The organism is Streptomyces sp. NPDC047022 (assembly GCF_040644155.1).
In the GTDB taxonomy this organism is placed as follows: Bacteria; Actinomycetota; Actinomycetes; order Streptomycetales; family Streptomycetaceae; genus Streptomyces.
In genome coordinates this window covers 298,072-317,602 of record NZ_JBEYVV010000001.1, presented here as the reverse complement: position 1 = coordinate 317,602, position 19,531 = coordinate 298,072, and the positions used below count along the sequence as shown (strand labels likewise).

Here is a 19,531-nt window from a genome sequence, read left to right as displayed (position 1 = left end):
CTACCTGGCATTTCACCGGAATTGACCTCACGCGTCCTGCCGGAGTGACGTGGGTCACCATTAGCGTGACCCGTATCAGGCAACCGCGGCGAAGGGACATTTCCATGCGGGTCGGAGTACTGACCGGAGGCGGCGACTGCCCCGGGCTCAACGCCGTCATCCGGGGCATCGTGCGCAAGGGCGTGCAGGAGTACGGCTATGACTTCGTCGGCTTCCGGGACGGCTGGCGGGGACCTCTCGAAGGCGACACCGTCCGGCTCGACATCCCCGCGGTACGCGGCATCCTGCCCCGCGGCGGTACGATCCTCGGCTCCTCGCGGACCAACCCTCTCAAGCAGGAGAACGGCATCCGCCGCATCAAGGACACCCTCGCCAAGGAAGAGGTGGACGCGCTCGTCGCGATCGGCGGTGAGGACACCCTGGGGGTCGCCGCGCGCCTCGCCGATGAGTACGGCGTCAATGTCGTCGGAGTGCCGAAGACCATCGACAACGACCTGTCCGCCACCGACTACACCTTCGGCTTCGACACCGCCGTCAACATCGCCACCGAGGCGATCGACCGTCTGCACACGACCGCGGAGTCGCACATGCGGGTGCTGGTGGTCGAGGTGATGGGCCGCCACGCGGGCTGGATCGCCGTCCACTCGGGGCTGGCCGGAGGCGCCAACGTCATCCTCATCCCCGAGCAGCGCTTCGACGTCGACCAGGTGTGCGCGTGGGTGACGTCCCGCTTCAAGGCGTCGTACGCGCCGATCGTGGTCGTGGCCGAGGGCGCCATGCCCAAGGACGGCGACATGGTGCTCAAGGACCAGTCCCTGGACTCCTTCGGGCATGTCCGCCTCTCGGGTGTCGGCGAATGGCTGGCCAAGGAGATCGAGCGGCGCACCGGCAAGGAGGCCCGGACGACCGTGCTCGGGCACATCCAGCGCGGTGGCACGCCCAGCGCGTTCGACCGCTGGCTCGCCACCCGTTTCGGACTGCACGCGATCGAGGCGGTCCGTGACGGCGACTTCGGCAAGATGGTCGCGCTGCGCGGCACGGACATCGTCAGGGTCCCGATCGCGGAGGCCACCGCCAAGCTGAAGACGGTCGACCCGAAGCTGTACGACGAGGTCGGAGTCTTCTTCGGCTGACCCGCCGGCCGTCTGCCTGCCGGTGGCCTGCTCGGCGCCGGGCGGCTGCACCAGCCCGTCCGGCGTCCGAGCACCAGGGTCTTTCAGGGCCGAAGCGGGGCTTCCTGGGGGCGGCGGCCCCCGGACACCCACCCCACCAGTTCCCGAATGATCACCGCCCCGTTCAGCGTCAGCACCGACTCGGGATGGAACTGCACCCCGGCGAACCCGGGGCCCCGTACGGCGTGCACCTCCCCGTTGGCCGCACGGCTCACCTCGACCCCCCGCGCGGCGGGTTCCCCGTCGTCGCAGCGAGCCACGAAGCTGTTGTAGAAGCCGACGGTCTCCCGCCGCCCGAACAGGTCGATCTCGGTCTGCGCGCCCTGGTAAGGGACCTCTTTGCGCACGATCTCCAGCCCCAGCTCGGCCGCGATCAGCTCATGGCCGAGGCAGACACCGAGCACGCCGTGCCGGTGCCCGCGGATCACCTCCGCGGTGAGGTCCCGCAGGAACCGCATCTTCGGATCGTCGAGGTCCGCCGGGTCGCCGGGGCCGGGACCCAGGACGACCGGGCCCTCGTGCCCGAGCACCGCCTCCCGCAGCCCCGGAGCGTCGTACCGGCGCACGGTCACCTCGAGACCCGATGACCGCAGGACGTGCGCGAGCATCGCGGTGAACGTGTCCTCGCCGTCCACCACGAGGGCGTGCCCGCTCAGCTCCGGGTCGCGCTCCTGCATCCGCAGCCAGAACGGCGCGAGCAGGCCGCGCCGCCCGTCCAGCGCCGCCCGCACCCGGAGGTCGTCCGCCAGCCGTGGCCCCTTCCGCTCCTCGCGCGGCCGTGCCGGGCGCACCCCCAGCGCCGCCAGCACCCCCGCCGCCTTGGCGTGCGTCTCCGCGACCTCGCCCGCGGGATCCGAGCCACGCACGAGGGTGGCCCCGACCGGCACCCTGAGCCTTCCGTCCGCGCCGATGTCAGCGGTCCGGATCAGGATGGGGGAGTCGAGCGTCTGCGCGCCCCCGGCGTCCCGTCCCAGCAGCGCCAGGGCGCCCGCGTAGTAGCCGCGGCCCCCGGCCTCGTGCCGCTCGATCACCCGGCACGCGTTCTGCACGGGCGAACCGGTGACGGTCGCCGCGAACATGGTCTCCTTCAGCACCTCGCGCGCGTCCAGGGTGGACCTGCCGCGCAGCTCGTACTCCGTGTGCGCGAGGTGGGCCATCTCCTTCAGACGAGGTCCGACGACGACACCGCCCATGTCGCCGACCGTGCACATCATCTTGAGTTCCTCGTCGACGACCATCGACAGTTCCTCGATCTCCTTGCCGTCGCCGAGAAAGGCGAGCAGGTCCTCGGGCGTCGGGCCGCCGGCCGGATAGCGGTACGTTCCGCTGATCGGGTTCATCACGACGGTGCCGCCGGACATCCGGACGTGCACCTCCGGGCTGGCCCCGACCAGCGTGCGGTCCCCGGTGTGCACCACGAAGGTCCAGTACGCACCCCGCTCGCCGACCAGCAGCCGCCTGAACAGCGCGAGGGCGTCCGCGCGCCCGAAGCCGGGAAGCTCGCCCTCGTACGTCCGCCGGATGACGAAGTTCGCGCCCTCGCCCCGTCCGATCTCGTCGCGCAGCACCCGGGCGACGATCTCGCCGTACTCCTCGTCGCCGACGTCGAAGCCGCCGCCCTCGACCCGCACGGCATGGGACGGGAGCCGGTCCAGGGCCTCGGCGAGCGGGATCTCGTACGACTCCTCGGCGCTCAGCATCAGCAGCGGTGTCCCGTCGTCGCGGACGTCGAAACCGCGCTCGCGGATCTGCCGGAACGGCACGAGAGCCAGGCCCTGGCCGGGCAGGTCGGCGAGCCGGTCGTACGTGGTCACCGCGCCGACGAGCACCTCCACCGTGTTCCCGTCGAGCCCGGGGGAGCGGCGGCGCAGCAGGGCGAAGGGGCGGTCGTCCTGCAGAAGCTGTGCGGGGTCCATGGTTCCTCTTTCGTGGATATCGGATGCGGATATCGGATGAGGAGCGGCCCCGGTGCCCGGAAACACTGAAGGCCGCCCCTCGGGCGGCCTTCGCGGAAAGTGGGTACGCGCGTCAGTGGGCCGCCTGGGAAGCGGTCCACCACCAGTTCCGGGTCGTGTGCGCGAACATGGGTCGGACTGTACCCCACGTCCACACAGTGTTCCTGTCGTCTCACTTTCTGAGCTTCGGGCGGGCGGCCCGAGGCGACCCCTTAGTGTTGAGGTCGTGACCGTGAACGCTAAGACCAGCGCGAGCGCTGGCAACACCTGGCGAGACCTGCCCGCGGCGCAGCAGCCCGAGTACCCCGACACCGAGGCTCTGCGCGCAGTGATCGCGGACCTCGAGTCGTATCCGCCGCTCGTCTTCGCGGGCGAGTGCGACCAGCTGCGCGCCCGGATGGGAGCCGTCGCGAGGGGCGAGGCGTTCCTGCTCCAGGGCGGCGACTGCGCGGAGTCCTTCGACGCCGTCGGTGCCGAGCACATCCGTGCGAAGCTCAAGACGCTGCTCCAGATGGGCGCCGTGCTGACGTACGCGGCCTCGGTGCCGGTCGTGAAGGTCGGCCGTATCGCCGGCCAGTACTCCAAGCCGCGCTCGAAGCCCACCGAGACCCGCGACGGCGTGACCCTGCCGGTGTACCGGGGCGACTCCGTGAACGGGTTCGAGTTCACCGAGAAGTCCCGTTTCCCGGACCCGGAGCGGCTGAGGCGGATGTACCACGCCTCCGCCTCCACGCTGAACCTCGTGCGTGCCTTCACCACCGGCGGCTACGCCGATCTGCGTCAGGTGCACGCCTGGAACCAGGACTTCGTGAAGTCCTCGCCGTCCGGCCAGCGCTATGAACAGCTCGCACGGGAGATCGACAACGCGCTGAACTTCATGCGCGCCTGCGGGACGGACCCGGAGGAGTTCAAGACCGTCGAGTTCTTCTCCTCGCACGAGGCGCTGCTGCTCGACTACGAGTCCGCGCTGACCCGCGTCGACTCGCGCACCGGACAGCTGTACGACGTCTCCGGGCACATGGTGTGGATCGGTGAGCGCACCCGACAGCTGGACGGCGCGCACATCGAGTTCGCCTCGAAGATCCGCAACCCGATCGGCATCAAGCTCGGACCGACGACGACGGCCGAGGAGGCGCTGCAGTACATCGAGCGCCTCGACCCGGACCGCGAGCCGGGCCGGCTGACCTTCGTCGTCCGCATGGGCGCCGACAAGGTCCGCGACCGGCTTCCCGAGCTGGTGGAGAAGGTCACGGCGTCCGGCGCGGTGGTGGCCTGGGTGACCGACCCGATGCACGGCAACACGTTCGAGGCGGCCTCCGGGCACAAGACCCGCCGCTTCGACGACGTGCTCGACGAGGTCAAGGGCTTCTTCGAGGTCCACAAGGCGCTGGGCACCCACCCGGGCGGCATTCATGTGGAGCTGACCGGCGACGATGTCACCGAGTGCGTGGGCGGCGGCGACGAGATCTTCGTCGACGATCTGCACCAGCGCTACGAGACGGCGTGCGACCCCCGTCTGAACCGCAGCCAGTCCCTTGACCTGGCGTTCCTCGTCGCCGAGATGTACCGGGACCAGTAGCGGACCCGGTTTCGCGGCACTGGCCGCGAGCGGCAGAGCGTGTGGGGCGCGGATCACATCAGATCGGCGCCCCACCCCACTTTTGCCGGTCCTGCGCGACGGGTAAGGTTAGGTTTGCCTCACCGATCATCGGAGACATCGGGAGAGCGCGACCCGCAGATCCCGTCGGGAGGTGAACCACGTGTACGTCTGCAGTTGTTTCGGAGTCACCGAGCAGCAGGTCAAGCAGCACGTGGACAACGGTGCCTGCACCCCCCGCCAGATCGCGTCGGCCTGCAAGGCGGGCACGGACTGCGGCTCGTGCGTACGGCGCATCCAGGCGCTGCTGGGCAGGGGTGCCTGCCCGCGCCGCGAGCTCGCCGACCGGAGCAGGCCCGTCCTGACCGCGGTGGACGCCGTGGACGGCCTCAGGAGCAGCGCGGAGGACCTGGAGGAAGCCGCCTAGTGCCGCGGCACTAGCTCTCCGGCTGTTCGATCAGCTGGGAGATGTAGAGGGCCTCGCCCAGTTTGTCCACCAGGTCGAGCTGAGTGTCCAGGTAGTCGATGTGGTGCTCCTCGTCCTCCAGGATCGACTCGAAGATGTTCGCCGACGTGATGTCGCCCTTCTCCCGCATCACCTTGATGCCGCGCTTGAGCCGGTCGATCGCCTCGACCTCGATCTGCCGGTCGGCCTCGAACATCTCCTTGACCGTCTGCCCCACCCGCACATGGAAGAGCCGCTGGTAGTTCGGCAGCCCGTCCAGGAAGAGGATGCGGTCGGTGAGTACCTCGGCGTGCTTCATCTCGTCGAACGACTCGTGCCGCGTGTACTTGGCGAGCTTGTACCACCCGAAATTCTCCTGCATCTTCGCGTGCAGGAAGTACTGGTTGATCGCGGTCAGCTCGCCGGTGAGCTGCTCGTTGAGGAATTCGATGACCTCCGGGTCGCCCTGCATCGCGCGGGCTCCTTCCAAGCGGGGACTGGCGGGTTGCGCCGCATGATTGCATCGGCGTCGTGGAGCGTCCAGTAAGTTCACGCTTAGTGGGAGATGTCCGCTTTGGGTTCGGGCTGGTCATGTGCACCCTGCGTGGTCTGTCAGGATGGAGTCATGGGTCACCCGGTGGAGCGCGAATCTGGAGAAGCAGTACGGTCCGAGCTTCCGCCGGGACAGCGACTGCAGCGGGGCTGGCCGGTCACTCACTACGGCCCCGTACCCAAGTTCCGGCCCGAGCGCTGGGAGTTCAGGGTCTTCGGCGCCACCGCGGACGGCGAGAAGCACTGCTGGAACCACGAAGAGTTCACGGCCCTGCCGTATGCGACCGTCGTGGCCGATCTGCACTGCGTCACGAAGTTCAGCATGGTCGGGGCGGAATGGGGCGGCATCCCGGCCCGTACGATCCTGGAGATCGCCCCGCCCGCGCCCGCCGTCACCCACGTCATGGTCTGGGCGGAGTACGGCTTCAGCTCCAACCTGCGCCTTTCCGACTTCGCCTCGGACCGCACGATCTTCGCCACCCACAAGGACGGCGAACTGCTCACCGCCGAACACGGCTTCCCGCTGCGCCTGATCGTCCCGCACCTCTACGCCTGGAAGGGACCCAAATGGGTCCGCGGCGTCGAGTACATGACCGCCGACCGCCGCGGCTTCTGGGAGGAGCGCGGCTACCACAACCTCGGCGACCCGTGGAAGGAACAGCGCTACTCCTACCAGGAGGAGCCCGGGGACGGCCCCGAACTCTGACCGGCCGGTCTCAGCTCTCCCGCAGCTTCTTCAGGCGCTCCACGTCCGCGGCGTGCCCCTCCTTGCCGCCCGGCGTCTCGATGATCAGGGGGACGCCCTCGGTGGCCGGATGGGTCATCAGCGCCCGGAACGGGTCCTCGCCTATGTGGCCGGAGCCGATGTTCGCGTGTCGGTCCCTGTGCGCTCCGGCCACGTCCTGCGAGTCGTTCGCGTGGATCAGCCTGAGCCGCCCCTCACCGATGGTGTCCACCAGCAGATCCAGGGTCTGGTGCATGCCGTGCGGCCCGGTCACATCGTGTCCGGCGGCGAAGATGTGGCAGGTGTCCAGGCAGACTCCCAGCTTGGGGTGCGCGTCCAGGGCCTCGAAGTAGGGGCCGTAGTCCCAGGTTCGCGAGCACAGGGAAGCGCCCTGGCCCGCGGTCGACTCCAGCAGCAGGAACGGGTCGTCGTCGTGGGTCAGCTCGTCCAGCAGGGGCAGCAGGTGCTCGCGCACCTGCCGGAGCGCGACGGACCGCTCCCGGCCGCCGGTGGCGCTGCCCGTGTGCACCACGACGCCCAGCGCCCCGATCTCGCGGCCCCGGCGCAGCGAGTGGCGCAGGGACTCCACGGACTTCTCGACGGTCGCCTCGGTGTGCGAGCCGAAGTTGATCAGATACGGCGCGTGGACGTATGCCGGGATCGATCCTGCGGCACACGCGGCCCGGAACTCCTCGTCCTGCCGCGGGTTGCCCGTGGGCGTCGCCCAGCCGCGCGGGTTGGCCACGAAGACCTGGACGGCCTCGGCCCCCAGATCACGTGCGTAGGCGAGCCCCACGGAGTGCAGGCCGCCGGCGACCGGTACATGGCCGCCGACCGGGTTGCGGGAGGCAGGCGCCGAGCCCGGCCTGCCGTGGACGCCATGGGACTGCTGGGAGTGCTGGGTGGTCACCCTCCAAGGGTGTCATGGGCCGGCCGAGGGCCCGCCGGGCGGTCGGCCGGCGGGCGGGCCCCCGGCCGCGCGCGGGGGCGTCAGCGGATCTTGATGGTGATCGTGGACCCCTTGGGCGCCTTGTCGCCGCCCTTGACCGACTGATGCTTGACCGTGTCGCCGAACAGCCCCAACAGCCCGCGGTCCTCGTCGACCTTGAAGCCCGCGTTCTGCAGCGCCTTCGTGGCGTCGTCGACGCTGTCGCCGACCACGTCCGGCACCTCGACCATCTCGCGGCCCTTGGAGATCGTGAGCGTGACCGTGTCACCCCCGGCGGCCTGCGTGTCGCCGCCCGGCGACTGCTGGGCGACCTGCCCCGCGTCGAACTCGGAGGTGACCTGGGTGCTGGAGATCTTCACCTGCAGGCCCGCCTGCTGGAGCTCCGACGTGGCGTCGTCCACGGAGTCGCCCGTGACGTCGGGAACGTCCACGGCGCTGCCCTTGCTGACGGTGAGCGCGATCGCCGAGCCGCCGTGGCGCTTCGTGCCCGCGCCCGGATCCGTGCTGATGACGGAACCCTTCTGCACGTCGTCGTTGAACGCGTTCGTGACCATGCCCGCGACCAGGCCGTCCTTCTTCAGTTCGGCCTGCGCCTTGGCCAGCGGGTAGCCGCTCAGGTTCGGGACCGCGACGGTCTCGGGGCCGTCGGAGAGGGTCAGCGTCACCGAGTCGTTGGAACGGATGCGCGCGCCCGTCGCCGGATCGGTGCTGATCACCGTGCCGCGCCCGACCGTGTCGCTGTAGGCGTGCTTGACCTGCTTGACCTGGAGTCCGGCCTGCCTGAGCCGGGACCTGGCCTCCGCCTCGGTCTTCGCCAGGATCGGCGGGACCTTGGTGAACTGTCCGGAGTTGATGTACCAGACACCGGTGCCCGTGCCGAGCAGCACCAGCACGGCCACGACCAGCGCGAGCAGGCCGCGCCGGGGCCGCCGGGAGCGCACGGCGGGCTCGGACGGCGGAGCCATCTCCAGGCGGCTCGTCCGGTGCAGCGGCTCATGCGCCTGCGCTTCGGCGGAACCGTACGGCAGGAGGCGCGGAATCACACTGGTGCGGTCATCGGCGTTGTCGTGCGCCTGGGAGACGGCCCCCGGCGGCAGGGCGTCCAGCTGCTGCGCGGTGAGCGCGTTGCGCGCCTGGAGCACCTGGCCGAGCATCGCCACCGCGTCGTACGGGCGCAGCCGGGGGTCACGCGCGGTGGCCGACGCGACCAGCTCGTCCAGCTCCACGGCCAGTCCCGGCACGGCGGCCGAAGGCGGCGGCACATCGTCGTTGAGGTGCTGGTAGAGCACCTGCGCGGGGGACTCGCCGTGGTGCGGCTTGGCGCCGGTGAGCATCTCGTAGAGGACGACCCCGCACGCGTACACATCGACCCGGGGATCGGCCGTGCCGTGCTCGATCTGCTCCGGAGCGAGGTAGGAGACCGTGCCGAGCACGGCGCCCGTGGTGCTCGTCACGGTGTTCACGGCCCGCACGAGACCGAAGTCGGCGACCTTGACCCGGCCGTCGTCCCCTATGAGGACGTTCTCCGGCTTCATGTCGCGGTGCACGAACCCGGCGCGGTGCGCGGCGCCCAGGGCGGCCAGCACCGGCTCCAGGATGTCCAGGGCGGCGCGCGGCTGCAGCGCCCCGCGCTCGCGCAGCACATCGCGCAGGGTGCACCCGGCGACGTACTCCATGGCGAGGTACACGTACGACCCGTCGGCGCCCTGATCGAACACCTGCACAACATTCGGGTGTGCGAGACGCGCGACCGACTTCGCCTCACGTATGAAGCGGTCGACGAACGAGCCGTCCGCGGCCAGCGCCGGGTGCATCACCTTCAGCGCGAGCACGCGGTCGAGGCGGGTGTCCACGGCCCGGTAGACCGTGGCCATCCCGCCGACGGCGACACGCGCATCGACGCGGTAGCGGCCGTCGAGCACCTGCCCGACGAGGGGGTCCTTGAGGGTCGTATCCACGCTGCGAGTCTACGAGGGGACGCCGCCAGGCCCGTCCGTTACTGCTCCACCGGGGCGGGACTGAAGCCGTCCTGTGACGCACAACGCATCCGTACGCGCGTTCATGAAGGGCATGACGGGGCAGAGGGACGGGCGGTACAGGGCGGGCTCAGAAGGCCGGGCGCTCCGGGTCCAATCGGGCGATGCCCTCGGTGGGCGACGAAGCCTCGGCGAAGTGCCTGCGCGGAATGCGCCCCGCCCGCAGGGCGAGCCGCCCCGCTTCCACGGCGTGCCGCATCGCCTCCGCCATGAGTACCGGCTCCTGCGCCCGGGTCACCGCCGAGGCGAGCATCACACCCGCGCAGCCCAGTTCCATCGCCAGCGCCACGTCCGATGCCGTACCCGCTCCGGCGTCCAGGATGACCGGCACGCGCGCGTGCTCCACGATCAACTGGAAGTTGTGCGGGTTGCGGATGCCGAGCCCGGAGCCGATCGGCGAACCGAGCGGCATGATCGCCGCGCAGCCCACGTCCTCCAGCTTCCGGGCGAGCACGGGGTCGTCGTTCGTGTACGGCAGTACGGTGAATCCGTCGTCGACCAGTGTCTCCGCCGCGTCCAGCAGCTCGATCGGATCGGGCAGCAGGGTCCGCTCGTCGGCGATGACCTCCAGCTTGACGAGGTCGGTGCCGAGCGCCTCCCGCGCGAGCCGGGCGGTCAGCACGGCCTCGCCCGCGGTGAAGCAGCCCGCCGTGTTGGGCAGCACCCGGATGCCCAGCCTGTCCAGCACGGACAGGACCGAGCCGTGCACCGAGGCGTCCACGCGCCGCATCGCGACCGTGGTCAGCTCCGTCCCGGACGCCACCAGGGCCCGCTCCAGCACATCGAGGCTGGGCGCACCGCCGGTTCCCATGATCAGCCGGGACGAGAAGGTCGTACCACCGAGGACGAAGGGATCGTCGGCCATGGCTGCTCAGCCTCCTTGGACCGCGGTGAGGACCTCGACCCGGTCGCCCTCGGAGAGGGAGGTCGAGGACCACTGCCCGCGCGGGACGACGGTTTCGTTGAGGGCGGCGGCCACACCGGAGTGGGCCGCGGTCAGGGTCCGCACGACGGTGTCGAGCGCGATACCGGGAGCGACCCGGCGGGGCTCCCCGTTGACCGAGATGTTCATGCGGGCTGCTCCGTGAGGGTTGCGGCGGCGGAAAAACGCCGGGGGGTGAAGGGCCGTGCGTGGTCGGGGAGTTCCCCGGTGGTCAGGACATGCGCCATGACATCCCCGGTGACCGGGGTGAGCAGGACGCCGTTGCGGTGGTGTCCGGTGGCCACCAGCAGGCCGTCAAGGCCGGTGGTGCCGAGCAGCGGGGCGTTGTCGGGGGAGCCGGGGCGCAGCCCCGCGCGGGTCTCGGTGAGCGGCAGCTCGGTGAGCCCCGGGACCAGCTCGTGCGCGTCCCGCAGCAGCTCATAGACGCCGCCCGCGGTGACCGTCGTGTCCCAGCCCATCTCCTCGCTGGTGGCGCCGACGACCAGCTCGCCGTTCTCGCGCGGCACCAGGTAGACATGGCTGCCGCGGACGACGGCGCGCACGGTGCGGCTCAGGAAGGGCGCGTACTGCCGTGGCACCGTCAGGCGCAGCACCTGCCCCTTCACGGGGCGTACGGGCGGCACGACGTGGGCGGGGACACCCGCGAGCCGCCCGCTGAGGCTGCCCGCCGCGAGGACGACCTGGCCCGCGGCGAGATCGGCGCCGTCGGCGGTCCGCACCCCTGCGGCCCGCTCGCCCCGTACGTTCAGCCGCTCGGCCCATGCGCGGTGGAAGACGACTCCGGCGCGCTCGCAGGCCGTGACCAGGGCCGAGGCGAGACGGCGCGGATCGATCTGGTGGTCGCCGTCGACCCTGAGCCCGCCGCGCACACCCGGCGCGAGCATCGGCTCCAGACGGCGGCACTCCCGCCCGGTCAGCCACTCCGATTCCAGGCCCGAGCGCTGCTGGAGCGCGTGCAGTTCGCGCAGATGGGTGCGGTCGTCGGCGTCCAGCGCGACGGCGAGCGTGCCGCATCTGCGGTAGCCGAGGTCGTGTCCGGTGGCCTCGCTCAGCTCGGCGGCGAAGTCCGGGTAGCGGCGCGCCGACTCCAGATTGAGGCCGAGCAGGGTCTGCTCGCCGTAGTGCAGTTCGGTGACCGCGGCCAGCATCCCGGCGGCCACCTGGGCCGCCCCGCCGCCCGGCTCAGGGTCCACCACGGCGGTGGCCAGGCCGCGCTGGGCCGCGCGCCAGGCGGTGACCAGTCCGATGATCCCGCCCCCGATGACGAGGGCGTCCGGGGCACGGGTGTCCGAGGTGTGCATGGGTGACATGGCTGACATGGGCGTCCAGCCCCCTCCCTTCGCCGGCATGACCCGGATCAGGTTCGTACGGTCGGAGGCCGCCAGCCTCCCTCTCAGCCCGGTGCGCCCGGGCTCCCGCGAGTGCTCTACGGTGCCAACCCTAATCCGTGCCGTTCGCATCAGTAAGGGAGCCTCCACCGATGCCACGCTCGCTCGACGGTCTGGTACTCGCCCCGGTCGCGGACCAGGCCCCGGGACAGGTCGGCACGCGCACCCGGTTCACGTACCACGAGAAGGACGGCGTGGTCTGGGCCGAGTACGCGGGCGGCGACGTCGTACTCGGCCGTCTGGTGGGTACACGGGAGGAGGACCGCCTCGATTTCCGGTACGTGCAGCTGAAGCACGACGGGACCACGTCGTCCGGGCACTGTGTCTCGAAGGTCGTGGAACTGCCCGACGGGCGGGTGCGCCTGGAGGAGACGTGGGAGTGGGAGTCGCGGACGGGCGGCGGGACGAGCGTTGTGGAACAGGTCACTCAGCACGCCCCCTGACTGACGAATCGTCAGTTGTCTATGGTGATCAGGTGAGCGAGCAGACGAATGAACGGGGCGGCACGGCACGAGGCGATGTGGCGCGGCGCGTCGTCATCGCGGGCGCCGGCATGGCCGGGGTGCAGACCGCCGTCGCCCTGCGGGAGCAGGGCTTCAGGGGCAGGGTGACACTCATCGGCGCGGAGCCCCACCAGCCGTACGACAGGCCGCCGCTGTCGAAGGCCGTGCTGCTGGGCAAGGCCGAGGGCTCCGCCTTCGACGTCGACTTCGAGGCCCTGGACATCGAACTCAGGCTGGGCTGCGAGATCCTCGGGCTGCGCCTGGCCGAGCGTGAGCTGGACACCGAAGAGGGGCCCGTGGCCTACGACGCCCTGGTCATCGCGACGGGCGCCGAGCCGATCCGGCTCCCGGGCGCCGAAGGCGTGCCGGGAGTCCATCTGCTGCGCACCCTGGACGACGCCGAACGGCTGCGGCCGGTCCTCGCCGAGCAGCACGACATCGTGGTCGTGGGCGCGGGCTGGATCGGCGCCGAGTTCGCCACCGCCGCGCGCGAGGCGGGCTGCGCGGTGACCGTGGTGGAGGCCGCGGACCGGCCGCTCGCGGGCGCGCTGCCCGAGGACGTGGCCGCGCCGATGGCCGCGTGGTACGCGGACAGCGGCGCCGAACTGCGGACCAACGCGCGCGTGGAGCGCGTCGAGCCCGGCGCGGTGGTGCTCGACGACGGCTCGCGGGTGCCCGCGGGCGCGGTCGTCGTGGGCATCGGGGCGCGTCCGGCCACGGCGTGGCTGGCCGGCTCGGGCATCGAGCTCGGCGTCCACGGCGAGGTGCTGGCCGACGGCCATCTGCGCACCTCCGCGCCCGATGTGTACGCGGTCGGCGACTGCGCGTCCTTCCCGTCGGGGCGCTACGAGGCGCGTCTGCTGGTCCACCACTGGGACAACGCCCTCCAGGGCCCGCGCACGGTGGCCGCGAACATCGTCGGTCAGACGCCGGTGGCCTACGACCCGGTGCCGTACTTCTGGTCGGAGCAGTTCGGCCGGTTCGTCCAGTACGTGGGGCACCACGCCGACGCCGACACGACGGTGTGGCGCGGGGACCCCGAGGGCGCGGCCTGGGCGGTGTGCTGGCTGCGGGCGGACCGTCTGGTGGCCCTGCTGGCGGTGGGGCGGCCCCGGGACCTGGCCCAGGGCCGCCGGCTGATCGAGGCGGGCACTCCCATGGACCGGGATCTGCTCGCGGACCCGTCGCGCCCCCTCAAGGCGGCGACGGCGGCCCACAATCGTGACTGTGGGTGACCATGGGTGACGCGGCGTCCGCCGCCGGAGGCAACCGGACCTCCACAGGAGGTGCCCCGCTTCCGACTGTCAGTCCGGGATGGCAGGCTTGATCCCGTGACCGAGATTGACGCAAAGATCGATGCTCTCGTCCCCGCCTGGCTCACCGTCCCCGACATCGCCGAAGCGCTCGGCGTCGACGTGACACGTGTGCGGCAGCTGGTCAAGGAGGGCGAGCTCATCGCCGTACGCCGAGGTGAGAACCGCGCGCTGCACGTCCCCGCCGCCTTCATCGACGGGGACAAGGTGGTCAAGGGCCTGTCCGGCACCCTGACCCTCCTGCGGGACGACGGCTTCACGGTCGAAGAGATGATCGAGTGGCTCTTCACCCCCGACCCGACCCTGCCCGGCACCCCCGCGCAGGCTCTCAGCGAGAATCGCGGCACGGAGGTGAAGCGCCGCGCGCAGGCGCTCGCCGTCTGATGTGATCTGATCCAACCGGATCTGATCCGACTCGATCTGATCTGACCTGATCTGATCCGCGACAGAACGACAGTCCGGCGTACGGGCCGCGGTCCACGGGCCGCGGGCCGCAATTCGCGGGCCCCGGCCATGACATGGGTCGCGGCCTGGGCCCGGCCGTGCCCGCCACGGCCCGTACGCCACCGACCCCCGGGGGACCCACCGTGCCCGACACCACCCGCACCGCCCGGCTCGCCGACGCCCGTGTCTACCTGTGCACGGACGCCCGCACACGCGAGGGCGACCTCGCCGAGTTCCTCGACGCGGTCCTCGCCGGCGGAGTCGATATCGTGCAACTGCGCGACAAGGGCATGGAGGCCGCCGAGGAGCTGGAACACCTCCAGATCTTCGCCGACGCCTGCGCCCGCCACGACAAGCTGCTCGCCGTCAACGACCGCGCGGACGTGGCTCATGCCGCCGCCAGTGACGTCCTGCACCTCGGCCAGGGTGACCTCCCCGTTCCGGCCGCCCGCGCCATCCTCGGTGACGACGTCCTCATAGGCCGCTCCACGCACTCCGAGGCGGAGGCGGAGGCCGCGGCCGTCCAGGAGGGCGTGGACTACTTCTGCACGGGCCCCTGCTGGCCCACTCCCACCAAGCCCGGCCGCCCCGCCCCCGGCCTGGACCTGGTCCGCCACACCGCAGCCCTCGGCACCGGCCGGCCGTGGTTCGCCATCGGTGGCATCGACCTCGGCAATCTGGACGAGGTCCTGGAGGCCGGGGCACGGCGAGTGGTCGTCGTGCGGGCGATCACGGAGGCGGACGATCCCGGAGCCGCGGCGGCCGAGTTCGCGAAGCGGCTGCGGGCGGCCTGAACGCCGCTGCGGGCGGTCCGGAGACGTTCTCCGGATCGCTGTTCGACGGCAGAGTGTCCGACAGGTGGACAACAAGTCGACAATACGGGCAATTTTCCCGCATCCGGTTGGGTGACCGCCGCCCCCTGGCTAACCTGCGACTATGGCCCTCGGAACCCCATCCACCAGGTCTGATCGCGCACGCACCGTGCGCGACATCCTGGCCACAGGCAAGACGACGTACTCGTTCGAGTTCTCGGCACCGAAGACCCCCAAGGGTGAACGGAACCTGTGGAGCGCGCTCAGGAGGGTCGAGGCGGTCGCCCCGGACTTTGTCTCCGTGACATACGGCGCCGGGGGTTCCACCCGCGCCGGCACGGTCAAGGAGACCGAGCAGATCGTCGCCGACACGACGCTCACCCCGGTCGCACACCTCACGGCGGTCAACCACTCCGTCGCGGAACTGCGCAACATCATCGGCCAGTACGCGGACGCCGGGATCCGCAACATGCTGGCCGTGCGCGGCGACCCGCCCGGCGACCCTATGGGCGAGTGGGTCGCCCACCCCACCGGACTGACCTACGCGGCCGAACTCGTCCATCTCATCAAGGAGTCGGGCGACTTCTGCGTGGGCGTCGCCGCCTTCCCCGAGATGCACCCGCGCTCCGACGACTGGGACACCGACGTCGCCCACTTCATCGACAAATGCCGGGCCGGCGCCGACTACGCGATCACGCAGATGTTCTTCCAGCCGGAGTCGTACCTGCGCCTGCGCGACAAGGTTGCGTCAGCGGGCTGCTCGACGCCCGTCATCCCGGAGGTCATGCCCGTCACCAGCGTGCGCATGCTGGAGCGGCTGCCGCAGCTCAGCAACGCGGCCCTGCCCGGTCATCTGAAGGAGCGGATCCTCGCGGCCAAAGAGGACCCGGCGGCTGTACGCTCGATGGGGATCGAGTTCGCCACTGAGTTCTGCGCGAGGCTGCTGGCCGAGGGTGTCCCCGGACTGCACTTCATTACACTCAACAACTCCACGGCGACGCTGGAAATCTACGACAATCTGGGCCTGCACCACCCGCAGCGGGCCTAGACCGGTCGCACCGGCATACGACACACTGCGTAGCGGCCACTGGGAGAGGGGCGTACATGGGCTTGACGGTCCTCTATATCGCGTTCGGCATCGTCGCGCTCTGGCTGCTCGGTGAAGTGCTGCTGCAGTACAAGGCGCGTCTGCGCTGGCGGCTGGTCGCCTTCACCGGCTTCCTGGGTGTCGTGCTCGGAGTGCTGATCCACAACGTGCTGGTCATCGGACTGGGTGCCGCCGCGTTCACGGTCGGGCAGACCTTCGTCACGCTGTCGTTCCGGCGCGGCTTCGCGGCCGGCTGGGCGGTCGGCAACCGCCCGCGCGAGGGCGGCGGCGGTGGCAGCAAGCGCCGCCGCGGCGAGGCGGCGCGGGATGAGGAGCCGGAGGACTCCGGCGTCGAACCGGCGGCCGACGGAACGTACCGCCAGGACGACGCGTACGACGACGAGTCCGACGACGTCTTCACCCCGCAGCAGCAGCAGCAGCCCGCCCAGACTGCGGCCGAGACGACCGCCGTGTACGAGCCCCAGCCCATGCCCGAGGACACCGGTTCCTACGGCGTCTACAACGCGCAGGCCTACGCCGCCGCGACCGACACGTCCTACGGGTACGAGGGCTATTCGGGATACGGCCAGCAGCAGTACGGCTACGACAACGGCCAGCAGCAGTACGCGGGCTACTCCGACCAGTACCAGTACGGCTCCGGCTCGTACGACACCTCCTACGGCGGCCAGCAGCAGTACGTCCAGCAGGGCTATGGCCAGGACCAGTACGGCGCGGGCAACACCGGCACCTACGGAGAGACTCCGGCAGGCGGTGTCTGGGTCCCCCAGCAGCGCACCACGGAAGAGACCCACCCGGGCGACCTTCCTCCCGAGCAGCAGTACCCGTACCCGAACAACACCCCGCAGCAGGGCCACGGCTACGACGAGCAGTACCGTTTCTGACGCCGGGTGGCTCGCGCGCGAAGCGCGCGCATCAGGGGCGCGGGGAACCGCGCGACAGGCCGCCATGAACCCGTAGGCCACATCGAGCCGCACCCCGCGAAGGATGTCACTGGGACCCCCGGAACTCCGGCCCCTCCACAATGAGCCCAGCGACCAGCGCCCCCGACATTCCGGCATGGGCGAGCCCGCCCCCGGGGTGAGACCAGCCACCCACCGTGAACAGCCCCGGCACCCGCGTGCTGTTGGACGGCTGCAGCAAAGTTCCCCCACCCGCGGCGAGCGACGGCACGGGCACCGCGCCACCACCGGCACCAGTGTCCTCGGCGATCTCGCCCGGCCCCCGCACCTCGTGCCACAGGACCCGCTCGCCGAGCCCCGGTATCGCCCGCTCCGCGGCAGCGAGCACCCGGCTCACATCCGGCTCGGACGGAGTCGGTCCCGCGGGCACCGTGACGGTCACCGTGACCGCCTCGTGCCCGGCGTCGGGCACCAGCGAGGGATCGTCGGGGCGTGTCACCGTCACCGTCGGCGAGACCGGAACCCCGGCGGACGAGCCGAAGACGCGGTCGAGTTCGTCCTCCCGGTCCGTCGTGTGCACCACCGTCCGGTGAGCGGCACCCTCGGGCCGCCCGCCGCGCAGCGCCAGCAGCACCGTCAGCCGGCTGGCCGTCCCACGCTGCGGCGGGACCTCGCCGTCCGTGCGCGCGCCCGCGGCACCCGGCAGAAGACGGTCCAGGACACCGGGCGCGACCCCGGCCACCACATGATCGGCCTCCGCCACCCGAGCGCCCCCGGCCAGCTCCACTCCGGCCGCCCGGCCGTCCTTCTCGACGATCCCGGTGACCTCCGCGCCGAAGACGAACTCCACCTTCCGGGCCAGGCACCGCTCGTACACGGCCCGCGCCAGCTCCCGCACGCCGCCGCGCACGTACCAGGTCCCGAAGGCGTGCTCCATGTACGGCAGCACGGCCGCGCTCGCCGGCGCGGTCCGCGGGTCCAGGCCGTACGCCAGAGCGTGACTCTCCAGCAGGGCCGCGAGTCTCGCCTCACGCAGCTCCCAGGCGCCGATCTCGGCGAGCGTGCCCGCCCGCCGGGTGCGCAGCAGCTTCTTGTGCGGCACCGCCGGGTACGGCTCGCGTTCGGCGAGCACCCGCCAGTCGGGCCACAGGGGCTCCTCCAGCAGAGGCCTGCGGGTGCGGTCCCATGCCTCACGGGCCCGTACCAGGAAGTCCCCCCAGCGCTCACCCATGCCCGCGCCGAGCGCCGAGTCCAGCGCGGAGACCACACCCGCCCGTGACGCGTTCGGCAGCGAGACCTGAGTGCCGTCCGCGAAGACGTGCCGCGCCGACGGGTCCACCTGGACCAGCTCGGCACAGTCCTCCAGCGGCTCCTTGCCGGTCTTGATGAACAGATCGCGGTAGACCGCGGGCAGCGTCAGCAGACCCGGCCCGGTGTCGAAGGAAAAACCGTCGCGCGTGAGACGGCGCACCGAGCCGCCGTACGTCTCCGTGCGCTCGTACACCACCACCCCGTGGCCCGCGACGGCCAGCCGGGCGGCAGCCGCCATCGCGCCCATCCCGGCGCCGATCACCGCGATTCGTGCCATGCCGGTGACTCTATCGGCCCCCGCTGACAGTCCCCTCGGGCGGGCAGCACGGGAACCGGAAAGCCCTGGGGGTGAGTGCCCAGGGCTGAGTATGCGTACCTAGCCAAGGAGATGAGTACCCGCGCGGATGGGCCCCGACCTGCGCGCACGAGAGAGTAGGGGCACGGAAAGGGCACGGCTCCGGCACCGCCGACACGGGGCGGCGGAACGGGGCCGGCCCTCGACGGCTCGCTTTCGCCGGCTCGTTCGGCGGAAGCGGGGCACGGGGGACCCGGGGGAACGACTGAACGGGGAACCGAACGGGGGACCCACGGGGGAGTACCGGGGGTCGAACGGGGGAGCACGACGAAGGCGCCGGACCAGGCGGACCGCGGTAACGCGGCCACCCGGGCCCGGCGCCTTCATCCGTTCACCTGCTCATCCGGCGCATCGACTCGTCTGCCGGCCCCCTACCGGCTGCCGCTCACACGCCCCTGGAGCAGCCGCGACAGCGACGAGTGCACGTCGTCCAGGGAACGCTCGGGCTGGAAGGACTGCCAGTCCAGCGCCGCCACCAGAACCATCCCGACCAGCGCGGCCGCCGTCAGCTGGATGTCGATCTCGTCGCTGAACTCGCCGTTCGCCACGCCGTCGCGCAGTACGTCCTCGATGACCGCGACGACCTGCTGCCGCATCACCATCAGCGTGGACTGCCAGGCACGGTTGGTGCGCCACAGTTCGGCCACGTACAGCTGGGTGAAGGCCGGGTAGCGCGCGATGAAGCCGAGCCCGGCGCGGATCATCGCGTCCAGGGCGTCCACCTTGGTGCCGTCGGCCTGGTCGCTCTTCTCGGCCGCTTCCTGGAGGGACGCGGTCAGCAGCCCCACGCCGTGCCGCAGCAGCTCCTCGAAGAGGACGGACTTGCTGGCGAAGTTGTAGTAGACCGTGCCCTTGGCGACCCCGGCCCGTTCGGCGATCTCATCGACGGTGGTGGCGGAGAAGCCCTGCTCCGCGATCAGGGTGACGGCCGCTTCGTAGAGCTTCTGCCGAGTCGCCTCGCGACGGCTGGAGCCGCCGGTCGGGACGGCGCTGCTGCGTTCCATGGCCTTGATTGTCACAGGCAC

At 71.0% G+C, this 19,531-nt stretch carries 20 protein-coding genes and 1 riboswitch; of the genes, 10 read left to right on the top strand and 10 right to left on the bottom strand.

Going from position 1 to position 19,531, the window contains the following annotated elements:
* The first annotated feature begins 104 nt into the window (after window positions 1–104).
* Entirely contained in the window at window positions 105–1,133 is a 1,029-nt protein-coding gene (locus tag ABZ845_RS01425; protein WP_360971671.1) for a 6-phosphofructokinase, read from the top strand.
* 83 nt (window positions 1,134–1,216) lie between these two features.
* On the opposite strand, the gene ABZ845_RS01420 is transcribed toward ABZ845_RS01425, so the two are convergent.
* Window positions 1,217–3,088 (bottom strand): anthranilate synthase family protein, encoded by a 1,872-nt coding sequence (locus ABZ845_RS01420; RefSeq protein ID WP_360971669.1) that lies wholly within the window; start codon window positions 3,086–3,088, stop codon window positions 1,217–1,219.
* A 112-nt stretch (window positions 3,089–3,200) separates the two neighbouring features.
* Window positions 3,201–3,257 carry a trp operon leader peptide gene (locus tag ABZ845_RS01415; protein WP_360972426.1) on the bottom strand — a complete coding sequence of 19 codons (57 nt, stop codon included), beginning with the start codon at window positions 3,255–3,257 and terminating at the stop codon, window positions 3,201–3,203.
* A gap of 96 nt (window positions 3,258–3,353) precedes the next feature.
* Between ABZ845_RS01415 and ABZ845_RS01410 the strand changes: the two genes are divergently transcribed.
* The gene (locus tag ABZ845_RS01410; RefSeq protein ID WP_360971667.1) at window positions 3,354–4,706 is read left to right on the top strand and encodes a class II 3-deoxy-7-phosphoheptulonate synthase; all 1,353 of its coding nucleotides are present in this window, start codon (window positions 3,354–3,356) and stop codon (window positions 4,704–4,706) included.
* 181 nt (window positions 4,707–4,887) lie between these two features.
* On the top strand, window positions 4,888–5,151 hold the full coding sequence (locus ABZ845_RS01405; RefSeq protein WP_360972424.1) for a (2Fe-2S)-binding protein: 264 nt from the start codon (window positions 4,888–4,890) through the stop codon (window positions 5,149–5,151).
* A 10-nt stretch (window positions 5,152–5,161) separates the two neighbouring features.
* Here ABZ845_RS01405 and bfr read toward each other — a convergent pair whose 3' ends face one another.
* Complete coding sequence (gene bfr / locus ABZ845_RS01400) at window positions 5,162–5,641, bottom strand: bacterioferritin (protein WP_360971665.1); 480 nt, start codon at window positions 5,639–5,641, stop codon at window positions 5,162–5,164.
* A 153-nt stretch (window positions 5,642–5,794) separates the two neighbouring features.
* On the opposite strand from bfr, the gene ABZ845_RS01395 reads away from it, so the two are divergent.
* A complete protein-coding gene (locus ABZ845_RS01395; RefSeq protein ID WP_360971663.1) occupies window positions 5,795–6,427 on the top strand; it encodes a sulfite oxidase-like oxidoreductase in 633 nt (210 codons plus the stop codon).
* 10 nt (window positions 6,428–6,437) lie between these two features.
* Here ABZ845_RS01395 and ABZ845_RS01390 read toward each other — a convergent pair whose 3' ends face one another.
* From ABZ845_RS01390 to thiO, 5 genes are all read right to left on the bottom strand, one after another.
* The gene (locus ABZ845_RS01390) at window positions 6,438–7,355 is read right to left on the bottom strand and encodes a deoxyribonuclease IV (protein WP_360971661.1); all 918 of its coding nucleotides are present in this window, start codon (window positions 7,353–7,355) and stop codon (window positions 6,438–6,440) included.
* An 80-nt stretch (window positions 7,356–7,435) separates the two neighbouring features.
* On the bottom strand, window positions 7,436–9,352 hold the full coding sequence (gene pknB / locus ABZ845_RS01385) for a Stk1 family PASTA domain-containing Ser/Thr kinase (RefSeq protein WP_360971659.1): 1,917 nt from the start codon (window positions 9,350–9,352) through the stop codon (window positions 7,436–7,438).
* A 148-nt stretch (window positions 9,353–9,500) separates the two neighbouring features.
* On the bottom strand, window positions 9,501–10,295 hold the full coding sequence (locus ABZ845_RS01380) for a thiazole synthase (RefSeq protein WP_360971657.1): 795 nt from the start codon (window positions 10,293–10,295) through the stop codon (window positions 9,501–9,503).
* A gap of 6 nt (window positions 10,296–10,301) precedes the next feature.
* Window positions 10,302–10,502: a sulfur carrier protein ThiS gene (thiS, locus tag ABZ845_RS01375; protein WP_360971655.1), complete on the bottom strand. Its 201-nt coding sequence runs from the start codon at window positions 10,500–10,502 to the stop codon at window positions 10,302–10,304.
* A complete protein-coding gene (gene thiO, locus ABZ845_RS01370) occupies window positions 10,499–11,683 on the bottom strand; it encodes a glycine oxidase ThiO (RefSeq protein ID WP_360972422.1) in 1,185 nt (394 codons plus the stop codon). Before thiO ends, thiS begins: the two co-directional genes overlap by 4 nt.
* A 7-nt stretch (window positions 11,684–11,690) precedes the next feature.
* A riboswitch (TPP riboswitch) is annotated at window positions 11,691–11,802 on the bottom strand.
* A gap of 51 nt (window positions 11,803–11,853) precedes the next feature.
* Between thiO and ABZ845_RS01365 the strand changes: the two genes are divergently transcribed.
* From ABZ845_RS01365 to ABZ845_RS01340, 6 genes are all read left to right on the top strand, one after another.
* Entirely contained in the window at window positions 11,854–12,204 is a 351-nt protein-coding gene (locus tag ABZ845_RS01365) for a hypothetical protein (RefSeq protein WP_360971653.1), read from the top strand.
* Between the two features lie 32 nt (window positions 12,205–12,236).
* A complete protein-coding gene (locus tag ABZ845_RS01360; protein ID WP_360971651.1) occupies window positions 12,237–13,499 on the top strand; it encodes an FAD-dependent oxidoreductase in 1,263 nt (420 codons plus the stop codon).
* A gap of 96 nt (window positions 13,500–13,595) precedes the next feature.
* Window positions 13,596–13,961: an Rv2175c family DNA-binding protein gene (locus ABZ845_RS01355; RefSeq protein ID WP_360971649.1), complete on the top strand. Its 366-nt coding sequence runs from the start codon at window positions 13,596–13,598 to the stop codon at window positions 13,959–13,961.
* Window positions 13,962–14,164: 203 nt separating this feature from the next.
* Window positions 14,165–14,815, top strand: coding sequence for a thiamine phosphate synthase (gene thiE / locus ABZ845_RS01350; RefSeq protein ID WP_360971647.1), 651 nt, complete (start codon window positions 14,165–14,167; stop codon window positions 14,813–14,815).
* Window positions 14,816–14,957: 142 nt separating this feature from the next.
* Entirely contained in the window at window positions 14,958–15,881 is a 924-nt protein-coding gene (gene metF / locus ABZ845_RS01345; RefSeq protein ID WP_360971645.1) for a methylenetetrahydrofolate reductase [NAD(P)H], read from the top strand.
* A gap of 56 nt (window positions 15,882–15,937) precedes the next feature.
* Window positions 15,938–16,822: a hypothetical protein gene (locus ABZ845_RS01340; RefSeq protein WP_360971643.1), complete on the top strand. Its 885-nt coding sequence runs from the start codon at window positions 15,938–15,940 to the stop codon at window positions 16,820–16,822.
* A gap of 106 nt (window positions 16,823–16,928) precedes the next feature.
* Here ABZ845_RS01340 and ABZ845_RS01335 read toward each other — a convergent pair whose 3' ends face one another.
* Window positions 16,929–18,428 carry an NAD(P)/FAD-dependent oxidoreductase gene (locus ABZ845_RS01335; protein ID WP_360971640.1) on the bottom strand — a complete coding sequence of 500 codons (1,500 nt, stop codon included), beginning with the start codon at window positions 18,426–18,428 and terminating at the stop codon, window positions 16,929–16,931.
* Window positions 18,429–18,877: 449 nt separating this feature from the next.
* Complete coding sequence (locus tag ABZ845_RS01330) at window positions 18,878–19,510, bottom strand: TetR/AcrR family transcriptional regulator (protein WP_360971637.1); 633 nt, start codon at window positions 19,508–19,510, stop codon at window positions 18,878–18,880.
* Between the last annotated feature and the right edge of the window lie 21 nt (window positions 19,511–19,531).

What these genes read in the sequence shown, in the direction of transcription:
- ABZ845_RS01340 (WP_360971643.1), top strand. Translation starts at nt 15,938, where the DNA reads ATGGGCTTGACGGTCCTCTATATCGCGTTCGGCATCGTCGCGCTCTGG.
- thiO (WP_360972422.1), bottom strand. Translation starts at nt 11,683, where the DNA reads ATGTCACCCATGCACACCTCGGACACCCGTGCCCCGGACGCCCTCGTC.
- bfr (WP_360971665.1), bottom strand. Translation starts at nt 5,641, where the DNA reads ATGCAGGGCGACCCGGAGGTCATCGAATTCCTCAACGAGCAGCTCACC.
- thiS (WP_360971655.1), bottom strand. Translation starts at nt 10,502, where the DNA reads ATGAACATCTCGGTCAACGGGGAGCCCCGCCGGGTCGCTCCCGGTATC.
- ABZ845_RS01420 (WP_360971669.1), bottom strand. Translation starts at nt 3,088, where the DNA reads ATGGACCCCGCACAGCTTCTGCAGGACGACCGCCCCTTCGCCCTGCTG.
- ABZ845_RS01330 (WP_360971637.1), bottom strand. Translation starts at nt 19,510, where the DNA reads ATGGAACGCAGCAGCGCCGTCCCGACCGGCGGCTCCAGCCGTCGCGAG.
- ABZ845_RS01395 (WP_360971663.1), top strand. Translation starts at nt 5,795, where the DNA reads ATGGGTCACCCGGTGGAGCGCGAATCTGGAGAAGCAGTACGGTCCGAG.
- ABZ845_RS01365 (WP_360971653.1), top strand. Translation starts at nt 11,854, where the DNA reads ATGCCACGCTCGCTCGACGGTCTGGTACTCGCCCCGGTCGCGGACCAG.
- ABZ845_RS01425 (WP_360971671.1), top strand. Translation starts at nt 105, where the DNA reads ATGCGGGTCGGAGTACTGACCGGAGGCGGCGACTGCCCCGGGCTCAAC.
- metF (WP_360971645.1), top strand. Translation starts at nt 14,958, where the DNA reads ATGGCCCTCGGAACCCCATCCACCAGGTCTGATCGCGCACGCACCGTG.
- ABZ845_RS01335 (WP_360971640.1), bottom strand. Translation starts at nt 18,428, where the DNA reads ATGGCACGAATCGCGGTGATCGGCGCCGGGATGGGCGCGATGGCGGCT.
- ABZ845_RS01380 (WP_360971657.1), bottom strand. Translation starts at nt 10,295, where the DNA reads ATGGCCGACGATCCCTTCGTCCTCGGTGGTACGACCTTCTCGTCCCGG.